This is a genomic window from Elusimicrobiota bacterium (assembly GCA_016218575.1).
GTDB lineage: Bacteria > Elusimicrobiota > Elusimicrobia > UBA1565 > UBA9628 > JACRDN01.
The window spans coordinates 163,616-183,931 of the sequence record JACRDN010000020.1 but is presented as its reverse complement, the minus strand read 5'-3'; the positions used below and the strand labels follow the sequence as shown (position 1 = coordinate 183,931).

The 20,316-nt window shown below is 61.9% G+C and carries 24 protein-coding genes and 1 tRNA gene; 17 read left to right on the top strand and 8 right to left on the bottom strand.

Translation table 11 applies throughout. The features are described 5' to 3' along the window. The first annotated feature begins 21 nt into the window (after positions 1 to 21). From HY921_11730 to HY921_11660, 15 genes are all read left to right on the top strand, one after another. Positions 22 to 564 carry an N-acetyltransferase gene (locus HY921_11730; protein ID MBI5631539.1) on the top strand — a complete coding sequence of 181 codons (543 nt, stop codon included), beginning with the start codon at positions 22 to 24 and terminating at the stop codon, positions 562 to 564. Beyond that, a complete protein-coding gene (locus tag HY921_11725; GenBank protein MBI5631538.1) occupies positions 565 to 1,479 on the top strand; it encodes an NAD(P)H-hydrate dehydratase in 915 nt (304 codons plus the stop codon). It abuts the gene before it with no gap. Between the two features lie 12 nt (positions 1,480 to 1,491). Next, the gene (tsaE, locus tag HY921_11720; GenBank protein MBI5631537.1) at positions 1,492 to 2,007 is read left to right on the top strand and encodes a tRNA (adenosine(37)-N6)-threonylcarbamoyltransferase complex ATPase subunit type 1 TsaE; all 516 of its coding nucleotides are present in this window, start codon (positions 1,492 to 1,494) and stop codon (positions 2,005 to 2,007) included. A gap of 27 nt (positions 2,008 to 2,034) precedes the next feature. After that, positions 2,035 to 2,640: a tRNA (adenosine(37)-N6)-threonylcarbamoyltransferase complex dimerization subunit type 1 TsaB gene (gene tsaB / locus HY921_11715; protein ID MBI5631536.1), complete on the top strand. Its 606-nt coding sequence runs from the start codon at positions 2,035 to 2,037 to the stop codon at positions 2,638 to 2,640. Continuing rightward, a complete protein-coding gene (gene rimI / locus HY921_11710) occupies positions 2,624 to 3,067 on the top strand; it encodes a ribosomal protein S18-alanine N-acetyltransferase (protein MBI5631535.1) in 444 nt (147 codons plus the stop codon). The genes tsaB and rimI overlap by 17 nt, the downstream gene beginning before the upstream one ends. Next, entirely contained in the window at positions 3,064 to 5,217 is a 2,154-nt protein-coding gene (locus HY921_11705) for a tetratricopeptide repeat protein (GenBank protein ID MBI5631534.1), read from the top strand. Before rimI ends, HY921_11705 begins: the two co-directional genes overlap by 4 nt. Further along, on the top strand, positions 5,195 to 6,091 hold the full coding sequence (gene ispE / locus HY921_11700; GenBank protein ID MBI5631533.1) for a 4-(cytidine 5'-diphospho)-2-C-methyl-D-erythritol kinase: 897 nt from the start codon (positions 5,195 to 5,197) through the stop codon (positions 6,089 to 6,091). Before HY921_11705 ends, ispE begins: the two co-directional genes overlap by 23 nt. Positions 6,092 to 6,095: 4 nt before the next feature. Beyond that, complete coding sequence (gene spoVG / locus HY921_11695) at positions 6,096 to 6,386, top strand: septation regulator SpoVG (protein ID MBI5631532.1); 291 nt, start codon at positions 6,096 to 6,098, stop codon at positions 6,384 to 6,386. 1 nt (position 6,387) lies between these two features. Then, positions 6,388 to 6,458: transfer RNA gene (locus HY921_11690), tRNA-Gln, on the top strand. A 344-nt stretch (positions 6,459 to 6,802) separates the two neighbouring features. Next, positions 6,803 to 8,191 carry a bifunctional UDP-N-acetylglucosamine diphosphorylase/glucosamine-1-phosphate N-acetyltransferase GlmU gene (glmU, locus tag HY921_11685; protein MBI5631531.1) on the top strand — a complete coding sequence of 463 codons (1,389 nt, stop codon included), beginning with the start codon at positions 6,803 to 6,805 and terminating at the stop codon, positions 8,189 to 8,191. 38 nt (positions 8,192 to 8,229) lie between these two features. Further along, a complete protein-coding gene (locus HY921_11680) occupies positions 8,230 to 9,207 on the top strand; it encodes a ribose-phosphate pyrophosphokinase (GenBank protein ID MBI5631530.1) in 978 nt (325 codons plus the stop codon). A 21-nt stretch (positions 9,208 to 9,228) separates the two neighbouring features. Then, positions 9,229 to 9,966, top strand: a complete 738-nt coding sequence (locus HY921_11675) for a 50S ribosomal protein L25 (protein MBI5631529.1) — start codon at positions 9,229 to 9,231, stop codon at positions 9,964 to 9,966. A gap of 11 nt (positions 9,967 to 9,977) precedes the next feature. Further along, positions 9,978 to 10,544 (top strand): aminoacyl-tRNA hydrolase, encoded by a 567-nt coding sequence (locus HY921_11670; GenBank protein MBI5631528.1) that lies wholly within the window; start codon positions 9,978 to 9,980, stop codon positions 10,542 to 10,544. Continuing rightward, the gene (locus HY921_11665; GenBank protein ID MBI5631527.1) at positions 10,528 to 10,746 is read left to right on the top strand and encodes a hypothetical protein; all 219 of its coding nucleotides are present in this window, start codon (positions 10,528 to 10,530) and stop codon (positions 10,744 to 10,746) included. The genes HY921_11670 and HY921_11665 overlap by 17 nt, the downstream gene beginning before the upstream one ends. Continuing rightward, the gene (locus tag HY921_11660) at positions 10,743 to 12,092 is read left to right on the top strand and encodes a TldD/PmbA family protein (protein MBI5631526.1); all 1,350 of its coding nucleotides are present in this window, start codon (positions 10,743 to 10,745) and stop codon (positions 12,090 to 12,092) included. The genes HY921_11665 and HY921_11660 overlap by 4 nt, the downstream gene beginning before the upstream one ends. Positions 12,093 to 12,095: 3 nt before the next feature. Here the strand turns inward: HY921_11660 and HY921_11655 are convergent, their stop codons facing one another. Beyond that, on the bottom strand, positions 12,096 to 12,497 hold the full coding sequence (locus HY921_11655; protein MBI5631525.1) for a hypothetical protein: 402 nt from the start codon (positions 12,495 to 12,497) through the stop codon (positions 12,096 to 12,098). Between the two features lie 5 nt (positions 12,498 to 12,502). After that, positions 12,503 to 13,297, bottom strand: coding sequence for a DUF1189 family protein (locus HY921_11650; protein ID MBI5631524.1), 795 nt, complete (start codon positions 13,295 to 13,297; stop codon positions 12,503 to 12,505). Positions 13,298 to 13,363: 66 nt separating this feature from the next. Between HY921_11650 and HY921_11645 the strand changes: the two genes are divergently transcribed. Then, positions 13,364 to 13,675, top strand: a complete 312-nt coding sequence (locus HY921_11645; GenBank protein MBI5631523.1) for a hypothetical protein — start codon at positions 13,364 to 13,366, stop codon at positions 13,673 to 13,675. Positions 13,676 to 13,710: 35 nt separating this feature from the next. On the opposite strand, the gene HY921_11640 is transcribed toward HY921_11645, so the two are convergent. The 6 genes from HY921_11640 to HY921_11615 all read right to left on the bottom strand — a co-directional run bounded on the left by HY921_11640 (position 13,711) and on the right by HY921_11615 (position 19,392). Then, entirely contained in the window at positions 13,711 to 14,451 is a 741-nt protein-coding gene (locus HY921_11640; protein ID MBI5631522.1) for a hypothetical protein, read from the bottom strand. Between the two features lie 81 nt (positions 14,452 to 14,532). Then, positions 14,533 to 15,312, bottom strand: a complete 780-nt coding sequence (locus HY921_11635) for an ABC transporter permease (protein ID MBI5631521.1) — start codon at positions 15,310 to 15,312, stop codon at positions 14,533 to 14,535. After that, positions 15,309 to 16,235 (bottom strand): ABC transporter ATP-binding protein, encoded by a 927-nt coding sequence (locus HY921_11630; protein ID MBI5631520.1) that lies wholly within the window; start codon positions 16,233 to 16,235, stop codon positions 15,309 to 15,311. The genes HY921_11635 and HY921_11630 overlap by 4 nt, the downstream gene beginning before the upstream one ends. 29 nt (positions 16,236 to 16,264) lie before the next feature. Continuing rightward, the gene (locus HY921_11625) at positions 16,265 to 16,834 is read right to left on the bottom strand and encodes a cob(I)yrinic acid a,c-diamide adenosyltransferase (GenBank protein ID MBI5631519.1); all 570 of its coding nucleotides are present in this window, start codon (positions 16,832 to 16,834) and stop codon (positions 16,265 to 16,267) included. A gap of 87 nt (positions 16,835 to 16,921) precedes the next feature. Continuing rightward, positions 16,922 to 18,178, bottom strand: coding sequence for a hypothetical protein (locus tag HY921_11620; protein ID MBI5631518.1), 1,257 nt, complete (start codon positions 18,176 to 18,178; stop codon positions 16,922 to 16,924). Positions 18,179 to 18,309: 131 nt separating this feature from the next. Further along, on the bottom strand, positions 18,310 to 19,392 hold the full coding sequence (locus HY921_11615) for a hypothetical protein (protein ID MBI5631517.1): 1,083 nt from the start codon (positions 19,390 to 19,392) through the stop codon (positions 18,310 to 18,312). A 166-nt stretch (positions 19,393 to 19,558) separates the two neighbouring features. On the opposite strand from HY921_11615, the gene HY921_11610 reads away from it, so the two are divergent. Next, positions 19,559 to 20,314, top strand: coding sequence for a hypothetical protein (locus tag HY921_11610; GenBank protein MBI5631516.1), 756 nt, complete (start codon positions 19,559 to 19,561; stop codon positions 20,312 to 20,314). Positions 20,315 to 20,316: the final 2 nt, after the last annotated feature.

Genomic DNA, 20,316 nt, shown 5'->3' with positions numbered 1-20,316 from the left:
TGAATAAGTTAAAATACGCAAATGGGCCGCATACGGCTTGCAACCAAGTTGGACGCTCAGCAAATTCGCGCCATTTACGCGCCGATAGTCATCAAGACGGCGATATCCTTCGAAGTGTCTCCGCCATCGGCGGCGGAAATGAAGCGGCGAATTTCCACTATCCTTCCTCAGTATCCATGGCTTGTCGAAGAGGAAGCCGGGAAAATTCGTGGCTATGCCTATGCCAGTCGCCATCGCGACCGCGCGGCCTATCAATGGGCCGTGGACTTGGCCGTTTATGTGCGGGAGGGCTGTCGCGGTATCGGCATAGGCCGCCGGCTTTACGTTGAGTTGTTCAAAATTCTGAGAGCGCAGGGGTTGTACGCGGCGTATGCCGGCCTCGCTCTTCCTAACCCCGCCAACGTGGCTCTCCATGAATCCATGGGGATGCGGCCCGTCGGAATCTATGACTCGGTCGGCTATAAATTGGGCCGATGGCACGACGTCGGCTGGTGGCAGCTGTCCCTCCAGGACCGGCGGGCGGCGCCGCGGCCTCCCAGGATGTTAAGTAAGTTAACAATGTAAATGACTGGCACCAAAGAAGCGCTGATAAGGCGCAGGCCGGGCGACCATAAGGGGGTCTTCGGGCATGTCCTCATCGTGGCGGGGTCTCGGGGCATGGCGGGCGCGGCAGGGCTGGCGGCCCAGTCCGCGCTGCGATCCGGGGCGGGTCTTGTCACCTTGGCGGTGCCGGAAGGCCTTCAGGCGGGGCTTGCGCCGCGCGTTCTCGGCGCGATGACTTTGGGGCTTCCCGAAAACGCCGAGGGGACGCTGAAGCCCGAGGCCGCCGGGGTTATGGCTGAATTTTGCGCGCGCAAGCGCTTGGCGGTCATGCTGATCGGCCCGGGAATCTCGCTTCATCCCGACACGGCGCGGTTCCTGCTCCTCGCTCTCGAGAAAATCCGCCTTCCTGCGGTCTTGGACGCCGACGCCCTGGGACTTTTGGCGGTCCAGGAGGCCCCTGGCGTGCGCGAGCTCCTGCGCCGGCGCGGCAGCCCCTATGTCTTCACGCCACATCCAGGGGAAATGGCGCGCTGCCTCGGACGCGGGACCGAAGACGTGTCCCGGGACAGGGGAAAATCCGCGCGCGCGCTGGTTCGCCGGTGGGGCGGGGTCGTGGTGCTCAAGGGGCGCGGGACGCTGATTACGGACGGCGTGAAGGTCCATCGCAACCCTACCGGCGGGCCGGGCCTGGCCAAGGGCGGCTCGGGGGATGTTTTGGCCGGGCTCATCGCGGGGCTTTGGGCCCAGAGCCTGGCCTCGGGGCGCTTCGCTGAAAAAGGGCCGTTTTGGCCGGCGGCTCTGGGCTGCTGGCTGCATGGACGGGCCGGGGACTTGGCCGAGAAGGATCTTTCCGCCTGGGCCATGACGGCCGAGGACGTGATTTCCTACCTCCCCCAGGCCTTCCGGGATTTGGCCAAAAAAGAGCAGAGTAAATGATATATTTTTGCGGTGCGAGTTTTTTTCAAGTCCACAACTCCGGAGGAAACTCAGGCCCTCGGCTTGCGCCTCGGCCGTATTCTTGCCGGACTCGACTTGGTCTGTCTCTACGGCGACCTCGGAAGCGGAAAGACCACCTTTACCTCGGGGCTGGCTCGGGGTATGGGCTGCAGAGCCAGAGTGATGAGCCCGACCTTCGGCCTCATGCGTCTTTATCAGGGGAAAAAATGGAACCTCCACCATCTGGATCTGTACCGGGTGGGTTCCAAGGAAACTGGAGACATCGGCATCGAGGATTGCTTGAGCGATCCTCAGGGGGTCTGCGTCATCGAGTGGCCCGAGGCTGGGCTGGCCTACTATCCGGCCGACAGGCTCGAGATCCGGTTCTCGCACGAGCGGGGAGGTAGGGGCCGCAGGCTTTCCCTGCGCTCGCTGGGGCCGCGCTCGAGCTTTCTCCTGAAGGAGTTTAAAAAAGGCCTTAGGGTAGGTCGTGCTGCCCGTCGACTTATTTGCAGTCATACTGCATAATTTATGCAAGTGGATTGCAAGAGAGCAATGAACGTTCGGAATCTTCTCGCCATAAATACGACGGCGGACGCCTTGAGTCTCGCGCTCAAGTCGGGGGAAGATATCTTGACTTTGGAGCGCTCCTGCCGTCTGGGCCAGGACGAGATACTGATCCCGAGCGTCGAAAAGATCCTCAAGAAAGCCGGGCTTGTGTTGAAGAATTTGGACGCCATCGCCGTCGCGAGCGGCCCCGGGCGATTCACGGGCATCCGCGTCGGGATGGCCTATGCCGCAGTGGCCGCGGCCCAAATGGGAATCCCGGCCGTGGCGGTTTCGCGCCTGGAGGCCATCGCCTTCAAATCCTGCGCGGAGCGCCTCTGCGCGGTCGCGCCGGGCTTTCGGGAGGAAAAATTCCACCAGCTTTTCCAGCGCTCAGGCGGCGTCCCGCTCCCCGCCGGGGAGCCCGCGTGGCTGCGCCGGCCAGAGTGGGAGAAGTCCTTCCGGGACCTCCAGAAGGGGGGATGGGTCCTGGTCGAGTTCCCGATCCGCGCCCGCGACCTTCTGGAGCCCGCCCTATTTCATCTTTCCGCCAAGAAGCTCCCCAAATTCGAGCCTCTCTACCTCAAGCCGGCCGGCTATGAAGCCAAGCGTTAGGCCGGCCAGGCCCCAGGACATCGAAGCCCTTTTCGAAATAGAGAAGCGCTGGCCCACCACGCCGGGCTGGAGCCGGGAGCAATTTCAGAGGGAGCTTGATTTCGAGCGTTCCTATTTCGTGGTCTTGGAGCTTGGCGGGCTGGTTCGGGGCTACGCCGGGCTCTGGATCCTGCCGCCAGAGGCCCAGGTCACGACCTTGGCCGTGGCGCCGGAGGCGGCCGGGCAAGGGCTCGGGCGTCTGCTCCTGGGCCATTTGATCGAGTTGTGCCGCGGCCGTGGCTTGAAGAAGATAAGTCTCGAGGCCAGTGCGAAGAACGAGCGGGCCTTGAGGTTGTACCGCGGGTTCGGCTTCAGGGTTGTGGGCCGCCGGGCAAAGTTCTATAATGACGGTTCCGACGCTATCCTAATGGACTTGGCCCTTCCTTGAAACCCAAATTCGTGCTTCTGGCTGCCGTCATGGTCTTGTGCCGCCTTCCGGCCGGGGCGGACCAGCCTTCCTCCGAGAAGGCCCAGGCCGCGCAGCGGCAGTATCTGCGCGCGATCCTTTTGGAGAGGCGTGGCGAGGGAGCCCAAGCCCTCGAGGCCTATGACCAGGCTCTGTCTCTTGATCCGGGCTCGGCCTATGTCGCGCGCCAGGCCGTGGAGTTGGCCCTGGAACTGGGGGATCTCGGCAAGGCCAAACCCTGGGCCCGCAGGGCCCTAGAGCTCGAGCCGCGCCAGGCCCAGTCCCACCTACTGATGGGCAAGGTGGCTTGGGCGGAGGGTGACCTTTCATCGGCCCAGGCCTACTTCGAGAAGGCCCTGAAGCTCGATCCGAAATCCAGCGACTCCATTTTCTCCTTGGGCAGCCTCATCGCGGCCAAGGATCCCAAGAAGGCCAAGGGCCTGCTAGAGACCTTCCTCAAGCAGAATCCCGCCCAGGCCCCTGAGGCCCATTTCGAGATCGCCAAGATCGAGCTTGGGGTGGGGCGCATACCTCAAGCCGAGGAGCATTTGAGGACGGCCATCTCCCTCGATCCCGACATAGACTCGATCCCGATGCGCTATGCCTTGGCTCACGCCTATGAGGCGAGCAAGTCCACGGACTCGGCCTTGGCGCAGTACCAGGCAATTCTCAAGTTCGAGCCCCAGAACGTCGGCTTGATCGACCACGTGGGCCAGCTCTATTTCCTCAAGGGCGATTGGGCGCAGGCCAAGGTCCGCTTCGAGGCGGCCAAGGCCTTGGAGCCGGGAGATCCCCTGGCCAACCACTGGCTGGCCCTGGAGGCGGAGAGGCGCGGGGATTATGCCCAGGCGATTTCCTGCGTCAAGGCGAGCAAGGCCCTCAAGGATGACTCCTCCTTGGTCCTGAGGCTCGGCTATTACTTGACCCAGGCTGGGCGGCTCAAGGAGGCCGTGGCCGAGCTCGAGCAGGCCCTGGCCCGTTGGCCCAACAACGACCAGGTCGCGTATTTCCTGGCCCTGGGCCTCATTGACGTCAAGGAGGAGTCCAAGGCCGCGCGCATGCTCGGCAAGGTCTTGGAGCTCAAACCCGATTTCCGCGAGGCCCGCTACCAGTTGGGCATGCTTTTGGAGAGAAGCGGGGATGTGGCCCGGGCCGAGCAGCAGTTTAGGATATTGCTCGAGAGCAAGCCGGATGACGCTTTCGCGCTCAACTACCTGGGGTATTCCTTGGCCGACCGGGGCCTGCGCCTCGAGGAGGCCGAGGCCTTGGTGGCGCAAGCCGCGCGCTTGGAGCCCCAGAGCGGCGCGTATCTCGACTCCCTGGGATGGGTTCACTTCAAGCAGGGCCGCCTGCAGCAGTCCTTGGGGGAGCTTCTTCAGGCTTTGGAGAAGCTTCCCCAGGACGAGAATATCTGGGAGCATCTCGGGGCCGTCTATTCAGCCCTGGGGCAGAAGCCCTCTGCCTGGTTCACGTTCAAGAAGGCCCAGCTTCATGGGGCGGCCCGGGCCGGCGATAGGGCTGAAGCCATTGGGAAAGGCTTCAGCCCTGAAGAGCTGGGCGGTTTCTATTTGGATTATCTTTCCCGCGCCCAGGGCGGGCTGTCGAGGCTGAGCGCCCTCTGCGCTTTCGAGGTCCGGGCCGGGCGCAAGGCTTTTTCTTACAAGGGCATAATCACCTTCAGCGGCGGCCAGGACTTGTCCTTGGACCTCCTCGGCCCCCTCTACATCCCGCTTTTCCGCATTCGGGCGGGTCGCGACAGCTTCTCCATGGATCCCCTGAACCTCGAGGGGGTGAGGTCCGAGGAAGTCCTGGACGCGGCTTCCCAGACCTTCGACCTGATGCGCGATTATCTTTCCGGGGCCTTATTCCAGGAGCGGCCGGCGCGCTACCATAAGGGCTGGAGAAGGCGCGAGGTCGAGACCGCGGGCCATGTCCTGGTCTTGGATTCAGCGGGGGCGCGCGCGGTCTCGGTCAAGCCCAAAGAGGGGCGCTACGAGCTGTCCCTGGACGAGTTCGATTTCGTGAGGGGCCGCCTGGTGCCGCGCCGCCTGACCGTGCGCGGCCAGGGTCTTTCCATGAGCCTCTCTTGGGAAAGTGCCAATATCGAACATGAAAGTCCAATGCCCCGCTAAGATCAATTTATTCCTCGAAGTGACGGGAAAGCGTTCAGACGGCTACCACCGCTTGGCCACGCTTTTCGCCAAGATCAACCTCTACGACGTGCTCGACCTCTCGATCGGGCCCAGGCCCGGCATCGAGCTCACCGTGGAGGGGGACCGTAACGTGACGGGCGGCGCGGTTTCGGCGGGTCCCGAGAACCTGGTCTGGCGGGCGGCCCAGGCTTTCCTGCGCGCCTTCCGGGTCGGCCGGGGGGTTAAAATCCATCTCGTCAAGCGCATCCCGGTCGGGGCCGGACTCGGGGGCGGTTCCTCGGACGCGGCCGGGACTCTTCTGGGCCTGGCCAAGCTCTTCGAGATCAAACTCGACGCGCGCAAGAAGGCCAGGCTCAGGGCCCTGGGCGCGCGCCTCGGGGCCGACGTTCCTTTTTTCCTCCATCCCGCCCCGTTTTGCCTGGGCACGGGAATCGGGGACCGTTTGAAGCCCATCCGGGTGGCGGGACCCCTTCCCTACATGGTCCTGGTCTACCCCGAAGTGGGGATTTCCACGGCCGAGTCCTATAAAGCTTTGCCCAAGCCCTCCCGTTGCGACGTGTTGACAAGGCTTTCCCATCTTGATAAACTCATCGGCAGTCTCAAGCGGGAAAGGCCTTTGCAAGACTGGGAATCCCTCCTGTTCAACCGTTTGGAACAGGCGGCGGTGCCGGCCTTGTCTCATGTGGAGAGGGCGCGGCGCATATTGAGCCGGCTCGGGGCCAGGGGGGTGAGGATGTCCGGCTCCGGGTCCTCGGTCTTTGGATTCGTCTCTTCCCATGAGGAGGGGGCCAGGCTGCTCAAGCGCCTGCAGGGTTATCCCTGGAAGGTTTTTCTTACCTGCTGTAATGGTTGACACTTTGGAGATCACGGAAATCCGAGTTCATCTGCGCAACGAGGACAAGTTGAAGGCTTTCGCCACGGTGACCTTCGACAACTGCTTCGTCGTCAGGAATATGAAGATCATCGAGGGCAACAAGGGCCTTATTCTATGCATGCCTTCCCGCAAGCTTTCCGACGGCAGCTACAAGGACATAGCCCACCCCATCAACATGGAGTTCCGCAAGCTGCTGGAGGACAAAGTCATGGCCTGTTACGAGGCCGAGATCAAAAAAGAAGCTCCCTCGGCCAAATCATGCGAACCTTTCTGACTCCCAGGTGGTGTAATGGTAACACAGCGGACTTTGAATCCGCTATTCCTGGTTCGAGTCCAGGCCTGGGAACTTATTTAGGCCCTGTCAAGTAATAATATGATCAATTTGGCCAAGCGATTTTGGAGCGAGACAAGAAGCAAGGAGCGAGCATACCCACAGCGGTATGTGAGCGACGAGCGACGCGGTCGCAGCCCAAAAACGCTTGGCCCCTTCGGCCCCTCTCCAAGAATACTGGAAGGGGCCGTCCCTTCCAATATTTTGGAAAGGGACGGGGAGGCCCGAGCTTGGCCGATTTCTTCGTTGCTCCTCGGTCACATAGCTACCGCTATGCTCCCTCGTCGCGCCTCGAACTCGTCTCAAGCTCGGGCCTCCAAATTGATCATATTATTACTTGACAGGGCCTTACGACACCTATGAGCCAGCCACTGAAAAACGCCAAATCTCTCGCCGTCTTGGTTCTCGCCGCCGGGGAGGGGACCCGCATGGAGTCCACCATACCCAAGGTCCTGCACCAGGTCGGCGGCCGCCCCATGCTTTTCTACGTCCTGCGCGTGGCCAACGCCTTGAAGCCCACGGCGATCGGCGTCGTGGTCGGGCATGAGGCCGAGCGGGTCAAGGTCGCCGTCGCCGAGATATCCAAGGACACCGGAATACACCGCCCCATCTCCTTCATCCATCAAAAGAAAGCCCTGGGCAGCGGCAACGCCGTGCTCGAGGCGGTCGGCTTTCTCAGGAAATTCAAGACCATAGTGGTCCTGTGCGGCGACACTCCCCTTTTGACCTACGAGAGCCTCTATGGCCTGGTGCGCAGCCATGAGGAGCAGAAAGGCCAGGTCACCTTGCTCACGGCCAAGCTCGCCAGCCCCAAGGGCTACGGCCGCGTGGTGCGAGGGCCCTTGGGAGACGTCCAGCGCATCGTCGAGGAATCCGTGGCCAGCCACAAGGAGCTCGGCATCAGCGAGGTCAACTCCGGTGCCTACTGCTTCGAGCTCGATTCCCTCTTGGCGGGGATCAAGCTCATCGGGCCCAAGGGCCCCAAGAAGGAGCATTTCCTGACCGACATCATGGAGCTCATCCGCGGCAAGGGCGGCAAGATCAACGCCTACTTGAGCCAGACCTCCGAGGAGGTCCTGGGGGTCAACAGCCGCGTCCAGCTGGCCCAGGCAGAGAGGGTCATGAACCGCAGGCTCCTGGAGCGCTTGATGCTTTCCGGAGTGACCGTGCTCGACCCTGCCTCCACCCACGTCGATGCCGACGTGGAGGTGGGCCAGGATACCATCATTCATCCCTTCACCATCCTCCAGGGCAAGACCAGGATCGGCAAGCACTGCCGCGTGGGTCCTTTCTGCTACATCGAGCACGCGCAGATCGGCAACGAAAGCGAGATTCGCCTTTCCCAGCTGGTCAATTGCCGCATTCTCGAGAAGACCACGGTCGGCCCCTACAGCAACATCCGGCCGGACTCCGTGGTGGGCCCTCGCGCCCGGATCGGGAACTTCACCGAGATCAAGGCCTCTCGGGTGGGCTTCGGCTCCAAGGTCAACCATCTGAGCTACATCGGCGACGCCGAGATACACGAGGACGTCAACATCGGCGCCGGAACCATCACCTGCAATTATGACGGCAAGCTCAAGCACAAGACCACCATAGCGGCCAAGGCTTTCGTGGGCTCCAACGTGAACCTGGTGGCCCCGGTCAAGGTGGGGCGCGGCGCCCGGATCGGGGCCGGCTCCACCATAACGGAGGACGTCCCGGACGCGGCCCTGGCTATCGCCCGGGCCCGCCAGGTCAACAAGACTTAGAAATGGCCAAGACCCAATTTCTGGAGAAATCCATGGGAATGAAGCACAACTCCGCGGCAAGCCTCGCCGCGCCTAGCAAGACCTCCCGGCAGCTTAAGATTTTCTCCGGCAACGCCAACCGCCCCTTGGCCGAGGATATCGGCCGCTACTTGGGTGCTGAGTGCGGCAAAGCCCACGTGGGTCGTTTCGCCGATGGGGAGATCAACGTCCAGATAGACGAGAACGTGAGGGGTTTCGACTGCTACGTGCTGCAGCCGACCTGCCGGCCGGTCAACGAGAACCTGATGGAGCTCCTCATCATGATAGATGCCCTGCGCCGGGCCTCGGCCGGGCGCATCACTGCGGTGATTCCCTACTTCGGTTACGCCCGGGCCGACAGAAAGACCGCGCCCCGCGTGCCCATCTCCTCCAAGCTCGTGGCCAATCTCATCACGACCTCCGGGGCCAACCGCGTCATCACCATGGATCTGCACGCCTCGCAGATCCAGGGCTTCTTCGACATCCCCGTGGATCATTTGTTCGCGGCCCCCGTTTTCCTCGACTACATCCGCAAGAAGAAGCTCGCCAGCCTCGTCATCGTCTCTCCGGACGTGGGAGGGGTGGAGAGGGCACGGGCATTCGCCAAGCGCTTGAACGCCCACCTCGTCATCATCGACAAGCGCCGGCCCCGGCCCAACGAGGCCTCGGTTTACAACATCATCGGGAACGTGAAGGGCAAGAATTGCGTCATCTTGGACGACATGGTGGACACGGGCGGCACCCTCACCAAGGTCGCTGGCAAGATACGGGAGGCCGGGGCCCTCAAGGTCTACGCGGCTTGCGTGCACGGAGTTCTCTCCGGCGCGGCCCGGGACTTGGTGGAGCAGTCGGCCTTGGAGGAGATGATCCTCACCGACTCCATTCCCGTCCACCACCTCGAGGGCGGCAAGATCAAGGTGTTGTCCATCGCCTCCCTCATGGGAGAGGCTATTTTGCGCAATCATCAGGGCAAGTCGATCAGCGCGCTGTTCGTGTAGCCGCATCTGGGAGAAGACACCATGGAAGAGCTTAAGCTAGTCGTCGAGAAACGGGACGGAAAAAACACCAAAGGAGAGCTGTCCACCTTGCGGGCCGCGGCCAAGATACCGGCCGTGATCTATGGAGGCGACAAGCCCCCGGTCCAGGTGGCTCTCTCGGAGAAGGAGCTGCTGGCCGCGCGCAAGAAAGGCGGAGTCAACGCCATCCTCCATCTTCAGCTGGGCAAGGCGCAGGAGACCGTGATCGTCAAGGAGCTCCAGCGCCATCCCGTGACCGAGCGGCTGGTCCATGCCGACTTTCAAAGGATTTTGCTTACGCAGGAGATCGAGGCCAAGGTGCCCCTTCAGATCATGGGCGAGGCCCCCGGGGTCAAGAACTCGGGCGGGATCCTCCAGCATGAGCTGCGCGTCCTGAGCGTGAAGGCCCTGCCGACCCACATCCCTCAGTTCATCGAGGTGGACGTCACCGGCCTCGAGCTCAACCAGGCCGTGCACGTCAAAGACTTGAAGGTCGGATCCGACCTCAAGATCCTCGACGATGCCGAGCACATCGTGGTGCACGTCACCCAGGTTAAGGAAGAGGTCGCCGCCGTGGCCGCTCCCGCGGCCGGCGAGGAAGCCGCCGCGACCGCCGCCGAGCCCGAGCTCAGCGCCACCAAGGGCAAAAAGGACGAGGAAGGCAAACCCTTGCCCAAGGCCGCCGCGTCCGCGGCTCCCGAGAAGGGCAAGGAGCCGGCCAAGAAAGAGGGAGCTAAATAACGGCGGCTGGTCTGCGCCTCATCGTAGGGCTCGGCAATCCGGGTCCGCGCTACGCTCGAACCCGCCACAACGCGGGCTTCAGACTGGTCGATTTCCTGGCCGGGCCGGAGGCCTCTTGGAAGGATTTCAAGGGCCTGGGGGAGTTCTCCCACCTCTCCCCGCTGATTTTGGCCAAGCCCCTTACCTACATGAACGAATCCGGGCGCTTCGTGGCCGCTTTCGCCCATTACCACAAAATCGAGACGAACCGCATCCTGGTCTGCTTCGACGACGTGGCCCTGCCGCTGGGGAGGCTGCGTCTGAGGCCCCAGGGCTCGGCCGGGGGCCAGAAGGGCATGCAGTCCATCATCGAAGCCTTGGGGACCCAGGAAATCGCGCGCCTGCGCATCGGCGTCGGCCCCCAGCCGGCAGGTGTGGATTCCGCGGATTATGTTTTGGCGCCGTTCACGCCCCTTCAGGAAAGGGAGCTCTCGAGTGTGCTAGAATCAGCCGCGAGCGCCGCGCAACGGGCGGCCCGGGATGGCCTTCCGGCGGCGATGAGCGAGTTCAATCGAGAACACCATGGATCCTCTGCTTAAAATCAGCCTCGGGACGGCCTCTTTCCTCCTGGGCCTTGGCTACTTGTACAGACCCGACCTTATCGAGAGAATGAACACCTTCCTGCGCGAGTACCTTCTCAATGACGCCTACATAGCGCTCGAGCGCAGGAAATGGGGGGCCTTTTTTCTCTTGATCGGATTCCTTCTGCTCTACATGGGATTGAGCGCTCTCGGGAGATGAGCTTCCTCGAGCTGGGCCGGGAGATATTCTCCTGGGTCGAGTCTCACCTTGAGCCCGGCGCGGAGGCGGAATTGTATCTTTCCCGCGCCGAGGAGCGAGGCATTGAGCTTCGTCAGGGGCGCCTGGAGGGGGCTCATCAGTCCTCGAGCGAGGGCCTGGGCCTGCGCGTCCTGGCGGGGGGCAAAATGGGATTCGCCTGCGCGGGAGGCGCCAGCGTGGAGACCGCCAGGGGGCTTCTTTCCCGCGTCATGGAGCAAATGCCCCACCTCGAAACTGATCCCGACAAGGTGTTCCCGGAGGCGGCCCCGTCGCTTGCGGATACGGCTCTCGAGGCTTCCTTATGGGACGAATCCCTCTTTACGGCTCATTGGGAGAAGGTCTTGCCGCAGCTTGAGGCCATGCAGTCCGAGATACTGGCCTTCGACAAGAGGATCAATTCGGTCCTGCGCCTGGGCTACGGCGAATCGCGGGGCGAGGTCTCCATTCTTAACAGCTGCGGCGTCGCCGCTCTGGAAAGAGGGGGATCGGCGAGCGTGGGCTTCTCGGCCTTAGCCAAGGAGGGGGAGGACTCCCAGGTGGGGTCGGCCTACCAGTCGGCCCGCCATAGCAAGGATCTCGATTTTAGGAAAACGGCCAAGGAGGGCGCTTGGCGGAGCGCCGCTCTGTTGGGCGCGCGCAAGCTTCCCACCGGCCGGCGTTCCGTGGTCTTCGACCCCTGGGTGGCCGGCGAGATACTGGATCTCGTGGCGGGGCTTCTTTGCGCGGATCAAGTCCAGCGCGGCAAATCCCTTTTGGCCGGCAAAATAGGCAAGCGAGTGGCCTGCGGCCTTGTCACCTTCGTGGACGATCCCCGGCGCTTGGGAGGGAGCTCCAGCTCCCTTTACGACGATGAGGGCTGCCCGACAGCGCGCAAGATCATGATCGACCGGGGGATGCTCCAGGACTACTTTTACGACTCCTACACCGCGCATAAGGAGGGGCGCCGAGGTAACGCCAGCGCCGGCCGCGGGTCCTATAAGGGCCTGCCCGGGCCGAGCTCCACCAATTTCTACTTGGCTCCCGGGTCTGTTAGCCGGGAGCAGATTATCTCGGACACCAAGGATGGGATACTGGTCCTCGACGTCATGGGAATGCATATGGCCGATCCCATCTCCGGGGAGTTCTCCGTGGGCGTTTCCGGCATCTCGATCGAGAGGGGACGCTTGGGTTCCCCGGTAAAATCAGCTATGATTTCCGGCAATCTCTTGGAAATTCTGGGCGGCATAGACGCGGTGGGAAACGACCTTGCCTTCTATGGGAGCCTGGGATCGCCCACCTTCCGGGTGGCGGGCATGAGCGTGGCTTAGCCCTTAAACTTCCCGGTCGATCACGACATGGATGCCGCGCTCGCCGGCGCGGACCGGATCGGGAAGCTTTCCCTCCAGATCTCCCTTGATCGGCTTGCCGACATTGCCGTGGGTGTTCATCTGGACGTGAAGGCTCAATGGTCCTTGCGGGCGCGAGCCCGGCACCAGCAAGTCCTCCTGCCCCAGGCTGAAGGAGACCGGAAACTGCGGATTGACGATGCGCCGCACCGCGACGGGCACTCCTCCCTGATTCTTGGCCACGACGAACAGCACGGAGTTGTTTCGGGGCAGCTTGTTCTGGAGCGGGGCCGCGATGGTGATGGTTCCGGAGAGGGAAAAGGGACCCGCGATAAGGGAGCAGCCGCCCAAGAGCAGGGCCCAAGCCAGATGGAGGAAGCGCGCCATCGCGCCTAGACGTTCTGCATGGGAACCGCCGGCTCCCGGTTCTTGAGGACGGCGAGAAGTATGTACGTGCTGTTGAGGGCGAGCCCCGCCAGAAAAAAGTAGGGCGGAGCCACGGGCAGGAAGAACCACGCGGCTTGTAGCCCCGCCGCCAAGGTCTGGGCGTAGACGCAAATCCCAAGCAAAGAGCGATAGGAGAGATTTGTTCCCGCCGCGGCGTTGAACAGCAGGGCCAGCAGGGAATAAAGCAAGGTTGCCCAGGCCTTCCAGGCTAGGAAGAGCAGGAAAATCCCGGCGAAGACGATGGGATAGAGGAAGCGGCTCAAGGCTTGCTGGGCCTCCCGGAAAAAGGCCGGGCCTATGACCACCGGCTTGGGGGAAACGGCCGTGCTGAAGTCATGGACGGCCAGTTGGCCGCGGTTTTTCATGATGTAGAGGGCGTTGGCGGTAAGATATGCCGAAACCTTTCCGGCCGCGAGAGTCTCGGGCGTCACCGGCTCGGCGCGCGCCGTGTCTATGGTGACCGCGATCTCGGGGATCTTCGGGTGCCGGATGGTGAGCGGCTGGGGCGCGGTAGAGGAAAGCTTTCCGCCCTCGAAAGTCAAGGGGGGTGTTGAGCTTGCCAGCCACTGGAAGGTGTCGTCTATGGCCGGGCCGACCTTGACCTTGAAGGCCACAGTGGCCGCGAGGGAGAAAAGCAGCGATAGATAGCATAGATAGAGGAACACCCGCCCGAGGGATTTCTTGGCCACCTCGCGGTAAAAGGCGAGGCTTGCCACGCTGCTCAAGGGTTCCAAGACCATTTTTTTATTCTAATATATTCGGGCAAGCGTCTGGCGTCCAAAATACGCTTTCGCAAGGAGATTCACATGAGAAAAATGGCGTTGTTGGCAGGCATCCTTTCCTTGTCCTTGGCCGCCTTTGCCCAGGAGAACACCCAATCCGCTCCCCCGGAGCAGACCCCCTCGGGTACCCAGCCCGCGGTTCCGGGTGAAAGGCCGGCCATTCCCGGCAATCCCAAAGCGCGCAAGCACCATCGCGCGGAGCGCCGCGCCAAGAGGCTGGAAAAGCGCGCCGAGAAGCTGGAGCGCCGCGCCGCGCACATGCACCATAAGGCCGAGAAAATGCATCAGCACGCCGAAGGCATCCCCGCTGGGGAGAAGCACGGCGACCATCAATAATCGGTTGCAAGGGAGAGCTTCGAGGCCGGCGGAGGTCAGTAACTTCCGCCGGCCCCCTCGTCTTGGGGGACCGGCAATAAGCGATAAATGGCGGCTCCGGACAATCTTTCCAGCCCTTCAAGGAAGGCGGCGGGAGCGCCCGGTTTTAGCGCCTCCATTTCCCGGTCCAATTCCGCCCAATTCCTGAGACCCGCCTCCAGATTCTCCTCGTAGGGAGCAAAGTCGGGCAGGCGCCGGCTTTCCTGCCAGCCTTTGGCCTTGAACTCGAGGGCCAAGGTCCTGATTTCCTTCAGAGTCTCGATTTGAGCCCGCTCCATGTTGTTGAACGCCACCTTGGTCGCCAAATGCGCCAGGGCTAGGTTGGAGAAGAGAAGCCGTTCCCGCAAGTTCCTGATTTCAGGCACATGGGGCTCGATCCATATATAATGCCCGCCCTTGGGCTTGACCAGCCCCAGCCCGCCCCAGACCGTCTCCAGCACCGAATCAGGGTCAGCGCCATGGATCACGTCCTCGCGCGTCTCCTGGACGGCCAAGAATGCTTCTTGGGCTTGGTGCGTCGTTTGGGCGAACTCGTCTAGGATGTCGTAGAGCGCTTTTATCAATGCTTCCGAGGCGCAAGACAGGTCGAGGGTCTTGACGAAATTCTTCAGATCCTGATTGGCCTCGACCGCTTTCTCCACCGCGCGCTCGCTGGTATGCGGCGGGTCTGAATTGATTTTATTGGGGAGTAGGGCCTCCGCTCTGAAAGCCAGGCCGAGAGCGGCTGAAAGAATCAAGATTGAAGACTTTACCACAACTCATCATAATCAACTTGCCTCCCTCCTAGTATGAGACTAAAGGCCCAGTTTGAGTTGCCCTTAAGGCCCAGGCCGCCGGCAGACTAGCCACGCCGAGCCCGCCAGGACCAAGGCCCCCGTGGCGGTGAGGACAACGAGGCAAAAGCCCAGGGGAGCCAGGGGCGCGGCCGAGAGCCCGCCCAGGGCCAAGGACTGCTGGAGGGCGGAGACCCCGTAGGTCACGGGGTTGATTTTCATCACGGCCTGCAGCCAATGGGGGGCCGTGGCGATGGGGAATAGAGCTCCGGAGAGCATCCACATGGGGATGAGGAAGAGGTTCATGATCGCGTGGAAGCCCTGGGTTGAGTCGAGCAGCCAGGCGATGCAGAAGCCGATCCCGGTGAGGCTGAGAGAGCAAAGCCCCAAAGTGAGCGCGGCCAAGGCGTAGCCCGAGGCCGTGACCGGGATGCCGGCGGGCTGGGCGAAAATCAGGAAGGACAGCCCTTGCAGGAAGCCCACCACCGAGGCCCCCAGGACCTTGCCCAGCACCAGGCTCAGGCGCGGGATGGGAGCCACCAGAACGGTCTGGAGGAAGCCCCCATGCCTGTCCTCTATGATGGAGATGGTGGAGAACACCGAGGTGAAGAGCACGATCAGCACCAAGGTCCCCGAGAAGAAGTATTGGAGGAAGGTCATGCCCTGGGCGGAGCCCGGCATGCGAAAAGAGGCGCCGAGCCCCGAGCCGATGAGGAACCAGAAAACGATGGGCGGGGTAAGCGCCCCGATGACGCGGCTCTTGTCGCGGTAGAAGCGCACGAGCTCCCGCTCGCACAAGGTCCAAACCGGAAGAAGCCGGCTCACGCCCTCTCCCCCGGCGCCCAGAAGCGCCGGCCGGTGTGGTGGATGAACACGTCCTCGAGGCTGGGCTTTGACAGGCTCACGGTCTTGATCGCCCCTGGAAAAGACTCCACGAGCTGGGGGATGAAGGCGTGGCCTTCCTTTTTTTCCAGGCGCAGGAGCCCGTCCACGAGGCTTGCCTCCAAAGAGAAGCGCTCCCGTATCTGGCCTTGTAGGGCCGGGGGGTTTTCCGCCTCGATAGAGATCACGTCCCCGCCGATCTCGGACTTGAGCTCCAAGGGAGCGCCCTGGGCCGCTATTTTTCCCTGGTCGAGGAGGACGAGCCTGTCGCAGCGCTCGGCCTCCTCCATGAGGTGGGTGGTGACTAGTATGGTGACTTTGCTCGAAGTTTTTAAATCACCTAGGTGCTCCCATAGGTCCTTGCGCGCCCCCGGGTCGAGGCCGGTCGAGGGCTCGTCCAAGAGCAGGAGCTGGGGGCGGTGCAGGAGGCCCTTGGCAAGCTCGACCCGCCTCTTGAGCCCTCCGGAGAGGGACTCGGCCAAGTCCTCGGCCCGGTCCTTCAAGCGGTAGCGCTCAAGCATTTCCTCGATGCGGCCGGAGAGCTCTGCGCCGCAAAGGCCGTAGAGGCGCCCTTGATGGCGCATGTTCTCCCTTACGGTAAGCTTGGGATCGAGGCTCGGGCTTTGAAAGACCACGCCTAGGAGCGGCCTGATCTCCCTAGGCTGGGAGGTCAGGTTGAATCCGAACAGGGAGACGCTCCCCGAACTGGGGGTGAGATATGTCGAGAGGATTTTAAAGAGAGTGCTTTTTCCTCCGCCGTTGGGCCCCAACAGCCCGAAGGTTTCCCCGGTCCGGACCTCGAAGGAAACATCCGAAAGGGCCTGCCGGGCCGGGATTTTCCCCTTGGCTGGGTAGACGTGGCACAGACCAGAAATGGAAACGACGGTGGAAGTGGTCACAGTCCCTGCCAGACAGTCTCCGACTGTCCGGCTTTTTTGTTGGCCCAGCGCGCGGCCGTGAAGAGATAATCGGAAAGCCGGTTGAGGTACACGAGAATGCCCTCGGGAAGGCTTTCCGACGAGGCGAGCAAGGTGGCGCTTCGCTCCGCCCGGCGGCAGACGGCCCTCGCCAAATGCAAAGACGCGCCCGCAGGCGAGCCTCCGGGGAGTATGAACTTGTCCAGAGGAGCGAGTTCCGCCGTCATGGCGTCTATCTCGCTTTCCAGGCGCTGGCTCGCGTCGGGCGGGATTCCCCGGTCGAACGGAGCGGAGAGCTTGCCCAGGCGGTCCGGGGGCGTGGCCAGGAGCGCTCCCACCACGAAAAGCTCCTCTTGAATGCGGGATAGGCTGCGGCGGAGCTCCGCCGCGCCTTGGTCCGCGCCTAAATGGGCGAGGGCCATGCCGAGACAGGAGTTTAGCTCATCAACTTCGCCGTAGGCCGCGACCCGGGAGTTGTGCTTGGGCACGCGGCCCCCGCCCCACAGCCCGGTCTCGCCCTTGTCGCCTGTTTTTGTATAGATTTTCACCAAATTCAATTTTGCCAAATTCAAGAGGCAAAAAACAGGCTCGCCCGAAGGGCGAGCCTGTTGCGGCTATGGTTTATTTCCCTGATCTTATTGCGTATAACCCATTTCAAAACCCCAGGCCTGGCCCTTGTCGTCCACAACGACGAGGATATTTGTGGCCCAATCATCGCCGCTGCCCTGGAAGAAGAATAGGTTCTTGATTCCAGGAGCCTTGAGTTGCTTGGCGACGGGTTGGAACAAATCCCCCGGGCCGTCACCGGCGGCCATGAAGTCGGCGACGGCCTGCTCCCCTTTGGAGGATAAGCCGGCTCTTTTCCCGATTCCAAGGGCGCGGGCCGCGGCTTTGGCGCTTGAGTCTCGGCCTAGCCTCACGGGATACAGGAACTGAGAATCCTCGCGGCCGCTTTCCTCTTGGACGTCCTTCCAGAGCGCTAGAATCTGCTTAAGGCTGATTCCCGAGGGGTCGAGGGCGGCCTTCATGGCGTTCTCCTCGTTGGATTTGGACAAGGCCTCTCCCAGCAGCAGATGGCTGCTTATGATCCGATCCTCTCTGACGTAGCCCTCGCGATCAACGGCCTGGGAGAGAATGCTTAAGGCATATTCCCGGGCTATTCTCTTGAAGGTTCGAGGCCGAGCCTGCTTCTGGCCCAGCCGGGTCAGCATTTTCTCCAAAGCCTCTCCCAGGGATAGGTCGAAAGAGGACGGCCCCAACGTCGTCAAGACGCGGATATTGCCCAGGGTGACTGTCTTGATTTCAGGATGCTGCTCCAGGGCCCGATCCAATCGCTCGGACAACAGGGCCTCGAAGACCACCGCCGCCTCGCCGGGACGCGAGCGGGCGAGGACGGTCGGTTTTACGGCGGGGAAATCGACATTTTTAGAAATGCCGGTGTTCACTCCAAGAGCGGCCTTGTCAAAGAAAGCCCCCAAGATGCGGTGCGCCGCGGCGATGTCGTGGACCACCATGGCGTCTTGCAAAGCCGAGGATATTTCCTCTGGTAGAGGGGTGATGCCCGTGTTTGCGCGGCGCGTCAGCATAGCTGCCTGCCGAGGCATATGGACCAGAGGAAGGAGAACAACGCGGTTCTCATGAAGGATGGCTCCCACAGGGCCCGCCGCCAGGAGACCCTTGGCCGTTGTTTTAAACTGGGGATGGGACGCGAAAGCGTTCTGCGGCTCGATTTTGCGGAGACCCTTCAGGCTCGTACCGGGCTGGATCACCAGCATGATCGGCAGAGGCCTTCCTTTTGGAGACGCCTGGCGCGCGGCATGGGACGATGGGGGCTGAATCAATAAGGCTGCGACGGCGAGCCATGCCGAGAGACTCAAATGTTTTATATTCATACTCTTCTCCTCGATAATAAAACTATCAACGGAGCTATTTTAGATAAGGAAGCTTCCGGCTGGCATAGGCCCAACGGGACGTGGACGGCCAGGCTAAGGGCCTATATCCTGATAGGCCTTAAGGGCTCGCCCTAAAGGAATTTGCGGTTCTGCTTGAGGCTTTTCTCAAGCCATTGGCGCAAAGAGGCCCTAGGCTTGTGGTTGGGGAAGAGCTTGGCCGCCTCGACCAGTAGCTTGACGGCCCCGGCCGCGTCCTCCAGGCGCACCTTCTCCGGGGCGATGGTCTCGGCGCCCCAGCCGTTGTGGTAGTTGACCAAGGGGATGGCCAAACCCGAGGCCTCGTAGCCGAAGGCGAGATACGCCGTGGCCTCGCAGGAGCCTCCGGTCAGGCGGAGCTTCTGGGAGGCGACGCCTTTCTTAAGGAGGATTTTGGCGGACTCCTCCAACAGGGCCGTCAGATTGAGATCGAAAAGGCAGGCCTTGTCTCCCACGCGGATGACCGGTCCCTTGCCCGGCTCGGCCCCCGGCATCTCCCTGGAGGTCTCTATCGAGAGCACGCAGTCGCCCGGGTCCACGGCCTTCTCATGGATGAGCGCGAGCGCCCCCATGAAGCCCACCTCCTCGGCCCGGTGGAGTATGACGGTCAGATTGGTTTTGACGCCGGCCTCGACCACGCAGCGCAGGGCCTCTAAGGACATGGCGCAGCCCAGCAGGTCGTCTATGGATCGCGAGGCCAGCCAAGGGCCTTGGATGGAGAAGGGAGTGAGATCGAGTATGGCGAAGGCGATCTTCTCCCGTCCTGGGGGCGGCGTGGTCCAGCGGATGGGGTACAGCCCCTCGCCGGAGCTTCGCTCGAGAATCCCTCGGGCCAGGGGGACATTGTCCGCGGAGTTCTTGGTGAACGCCTGCACCGCGCAGCCGGGGAGAAGATGCGGCGGGAGCCCTCCTTTCAAATGGGCCAAGGCCCCCTGGGCCGTCACCCGGGACAAGTGGAAGGCCGGATGGTCGAGATGCCCGGCCAAGGCCAAGGCCGGCCCCGGGCCCCCGTTTTGGTAGCGCGCGATAATCCCGCCGCGGTGGCGCTTCACTTTGACGCGGGAGCCGAGATTCTCTTTGATCCAGGCCAGGGCCTTCTTTATGACCGACTGCTCGAAATAGGGGGCTGTGGGCACCGAGGTTAAATTCTTGAAGATTTCCACGCAGGGGCTGATCATGGAGAGAGTGTAACATTACTCGGCCAGCCGTGGGCCTTTCGGCCCAGCCTCCATGGGCCTTAAGATTTGCCCAGGCTTGGGCCCAAAGACACCTGTCCGGCGTCATGCCTGACGCTACCCTATTGAAACTTAATAGGACCCCCGAGGGGTTCCCAGGAGAAAAGGCATGAAAGGATTATGTTTCGGCGTCTTGAACGTTTTCGTTCCGATTCAGCTCTTCGCGCAGGCCCCCGTCGTGGGCACGCGCGAAGTTGCCGTGGTCATCGACAGAAAGCAGAGCCGAGAAATCCCCTGCCCCATGCTTCCCGGGACGATGACGATAACGCAGTCGACCGATGAGAGAGTTACAGTTCGTTACAGCCTGTCGGAGAGCGGCAGAAAGGTCGGTTTGATGTTCTGGGATTCCGGGGCGATCAGCATTACGGATGATAAGGGTGTTCTTATCGCCCAAGCCGAAGATACGGATGTCGCATCCTCCGAAAGGACTACCTTGGTCCGTGATTGCCATGGCGACATACTCGGTTCCATCTCTGAAATTATGACGCCCGAGCTTTCCAACGCCGACAAGACGCGGACTTTCGTCTTGAGGAACCCGATCAAGGCCGTGGCCGCTGGTTTTGTTAAGGATCACGGATTCCAGCTTCGCAGCGAGGGAACCGGCCGTTCGCAGCTTGACGAACCGACACTATCCATCGTCAACATAAAGACGGGGGAAATGACCTATTTTGACGGTCCCAAAGCTGTCCTTGTGATGAAAAAGGGCGACAAACTTTTGTATTCAAATCCTTCCTCGGAGCTCAACGATGCCGTGGCCCTGGCCGCCGTGGCCTTGAATGAGCAGACCTTGAATTTGATAGACCAACTGAAACCAATTTTCAGCAACCCCAGGCGTGGGCCGCAAGGCATAGACCGCGGCCGGTAACA

Excerpts from the sequence above, each read along its gene's own strand:
- HY921_11730 (MBI5631539.1), top strand. The coding sequence starts at position 22 with ATGGGCCGCATACGGCTTGCAACCAAGTTGGACGCTCAGCAAATTCGC.
- HY921_11725 (MBI5631538.1), top strand. The coding sequence starts at position 565 with ATGACTGGCACCAAAGAAGCGCTGATAAGGCGCAGGCCGGGCGACCAT.
- tsaB (MBI5631536.1), top strand. The coding sequence starts at position 2,035 with ATGAACGTTCGGAATCTTCTCGCCATAAATACGACGGCGGACGCCTTG.
- rimI (MBI5631535.1), top strand. The coding sequence starts at position 2,624 with ATGAAGCCAAGCGTTAGGCCGGCCAGGCCCCAGGACATCGAAGCCCTT.
- ispE (MBI5631533.1), top strand. The coding sequence starts at position 5,195 with ATGAAAGTCCAATGCCCCGCTAAGATCAATTTATTCCTCGAAGTGACG.
- glmU (MBI5631531.1), top strand. The coding sequence starts at position 6,803 with ATGAGCCAGCCACTGAAAAACGCCAAATCTCTCGCCGTCTTGGTTCTC.
- HY921_11680 (MBI5631530.1), top strand. The coding sequence starts at position 8,230 with ATGAAGCACAACTCCGCGGCAAGCCTCGCCGCGCCTAGCAAGACCTCC.
- HY921_11675 (MBI5631529.1), top strand. The coding sequence starts at position 9,229 with ATGGAAGAGCTTAAGCTAGTCGTCGAGAAACGGGACGGAAAAAACACC.
- HY921_11665 (MBI5631527.1), top strand. The coding sequence starts at position 10,528 with ATGGATCCTCTGCTTAAAATCAGCCTCGGGACGGCCTCTTTCCTCCTG.
- HY921_11660 (MBI5631526.1), top strand. The coding sequence starts at position 10,743 with ATGAGCTTCCTCGAGCTGGGCCGGGAGATATTCTCCTGGGTCGAGTCT.
- HY921_11655 (MBI5631525.1), bottom strand. The coding sequence starts at position 12,497 with ATGGCGCGCTTCCTCCATCTGGCTTGGGCCCTGCTCTTGGGCGGCTGC.
- HY921_11650 (MBI5631524.1), bottom strand. The coding sequence starts at position 13,297 with ATGGTCTTGGAACCCTTGAGCAGCGTGGCAAGCCTCGCCTTTTACCGC.
- HY921_11645 (MBI5631523.1), top strand. The coding sequence starts at position 13,364 with ATGAGAAAAATGGCGTTGTTGGCAGGCATCCTTTCCTTGTCCTTGGCC.
- HY921_11620 (MBI5631518.1), bottom strand. The coding sequence starts at position 18,178 with ATGAATATAAAACATTTGAGTCTCTCGGCATGGCTCGCCGTCGCAGCC.
- HY921_11615 (MBI5631517.1), bottom strand. The coding sequence starts at position 19,392 with ATGATCAGCCCCTGCGTGGAAATCTTCAAGAATTTAACCTCGGTGCCC.
- HY921_11610 (MBI5631516.1), top strand. The coding sequence starts at position 19,559 with ATGAAAGGATTATGTTTCGGCGTCTTGAACGTTTTCGTTCCGATTCAG.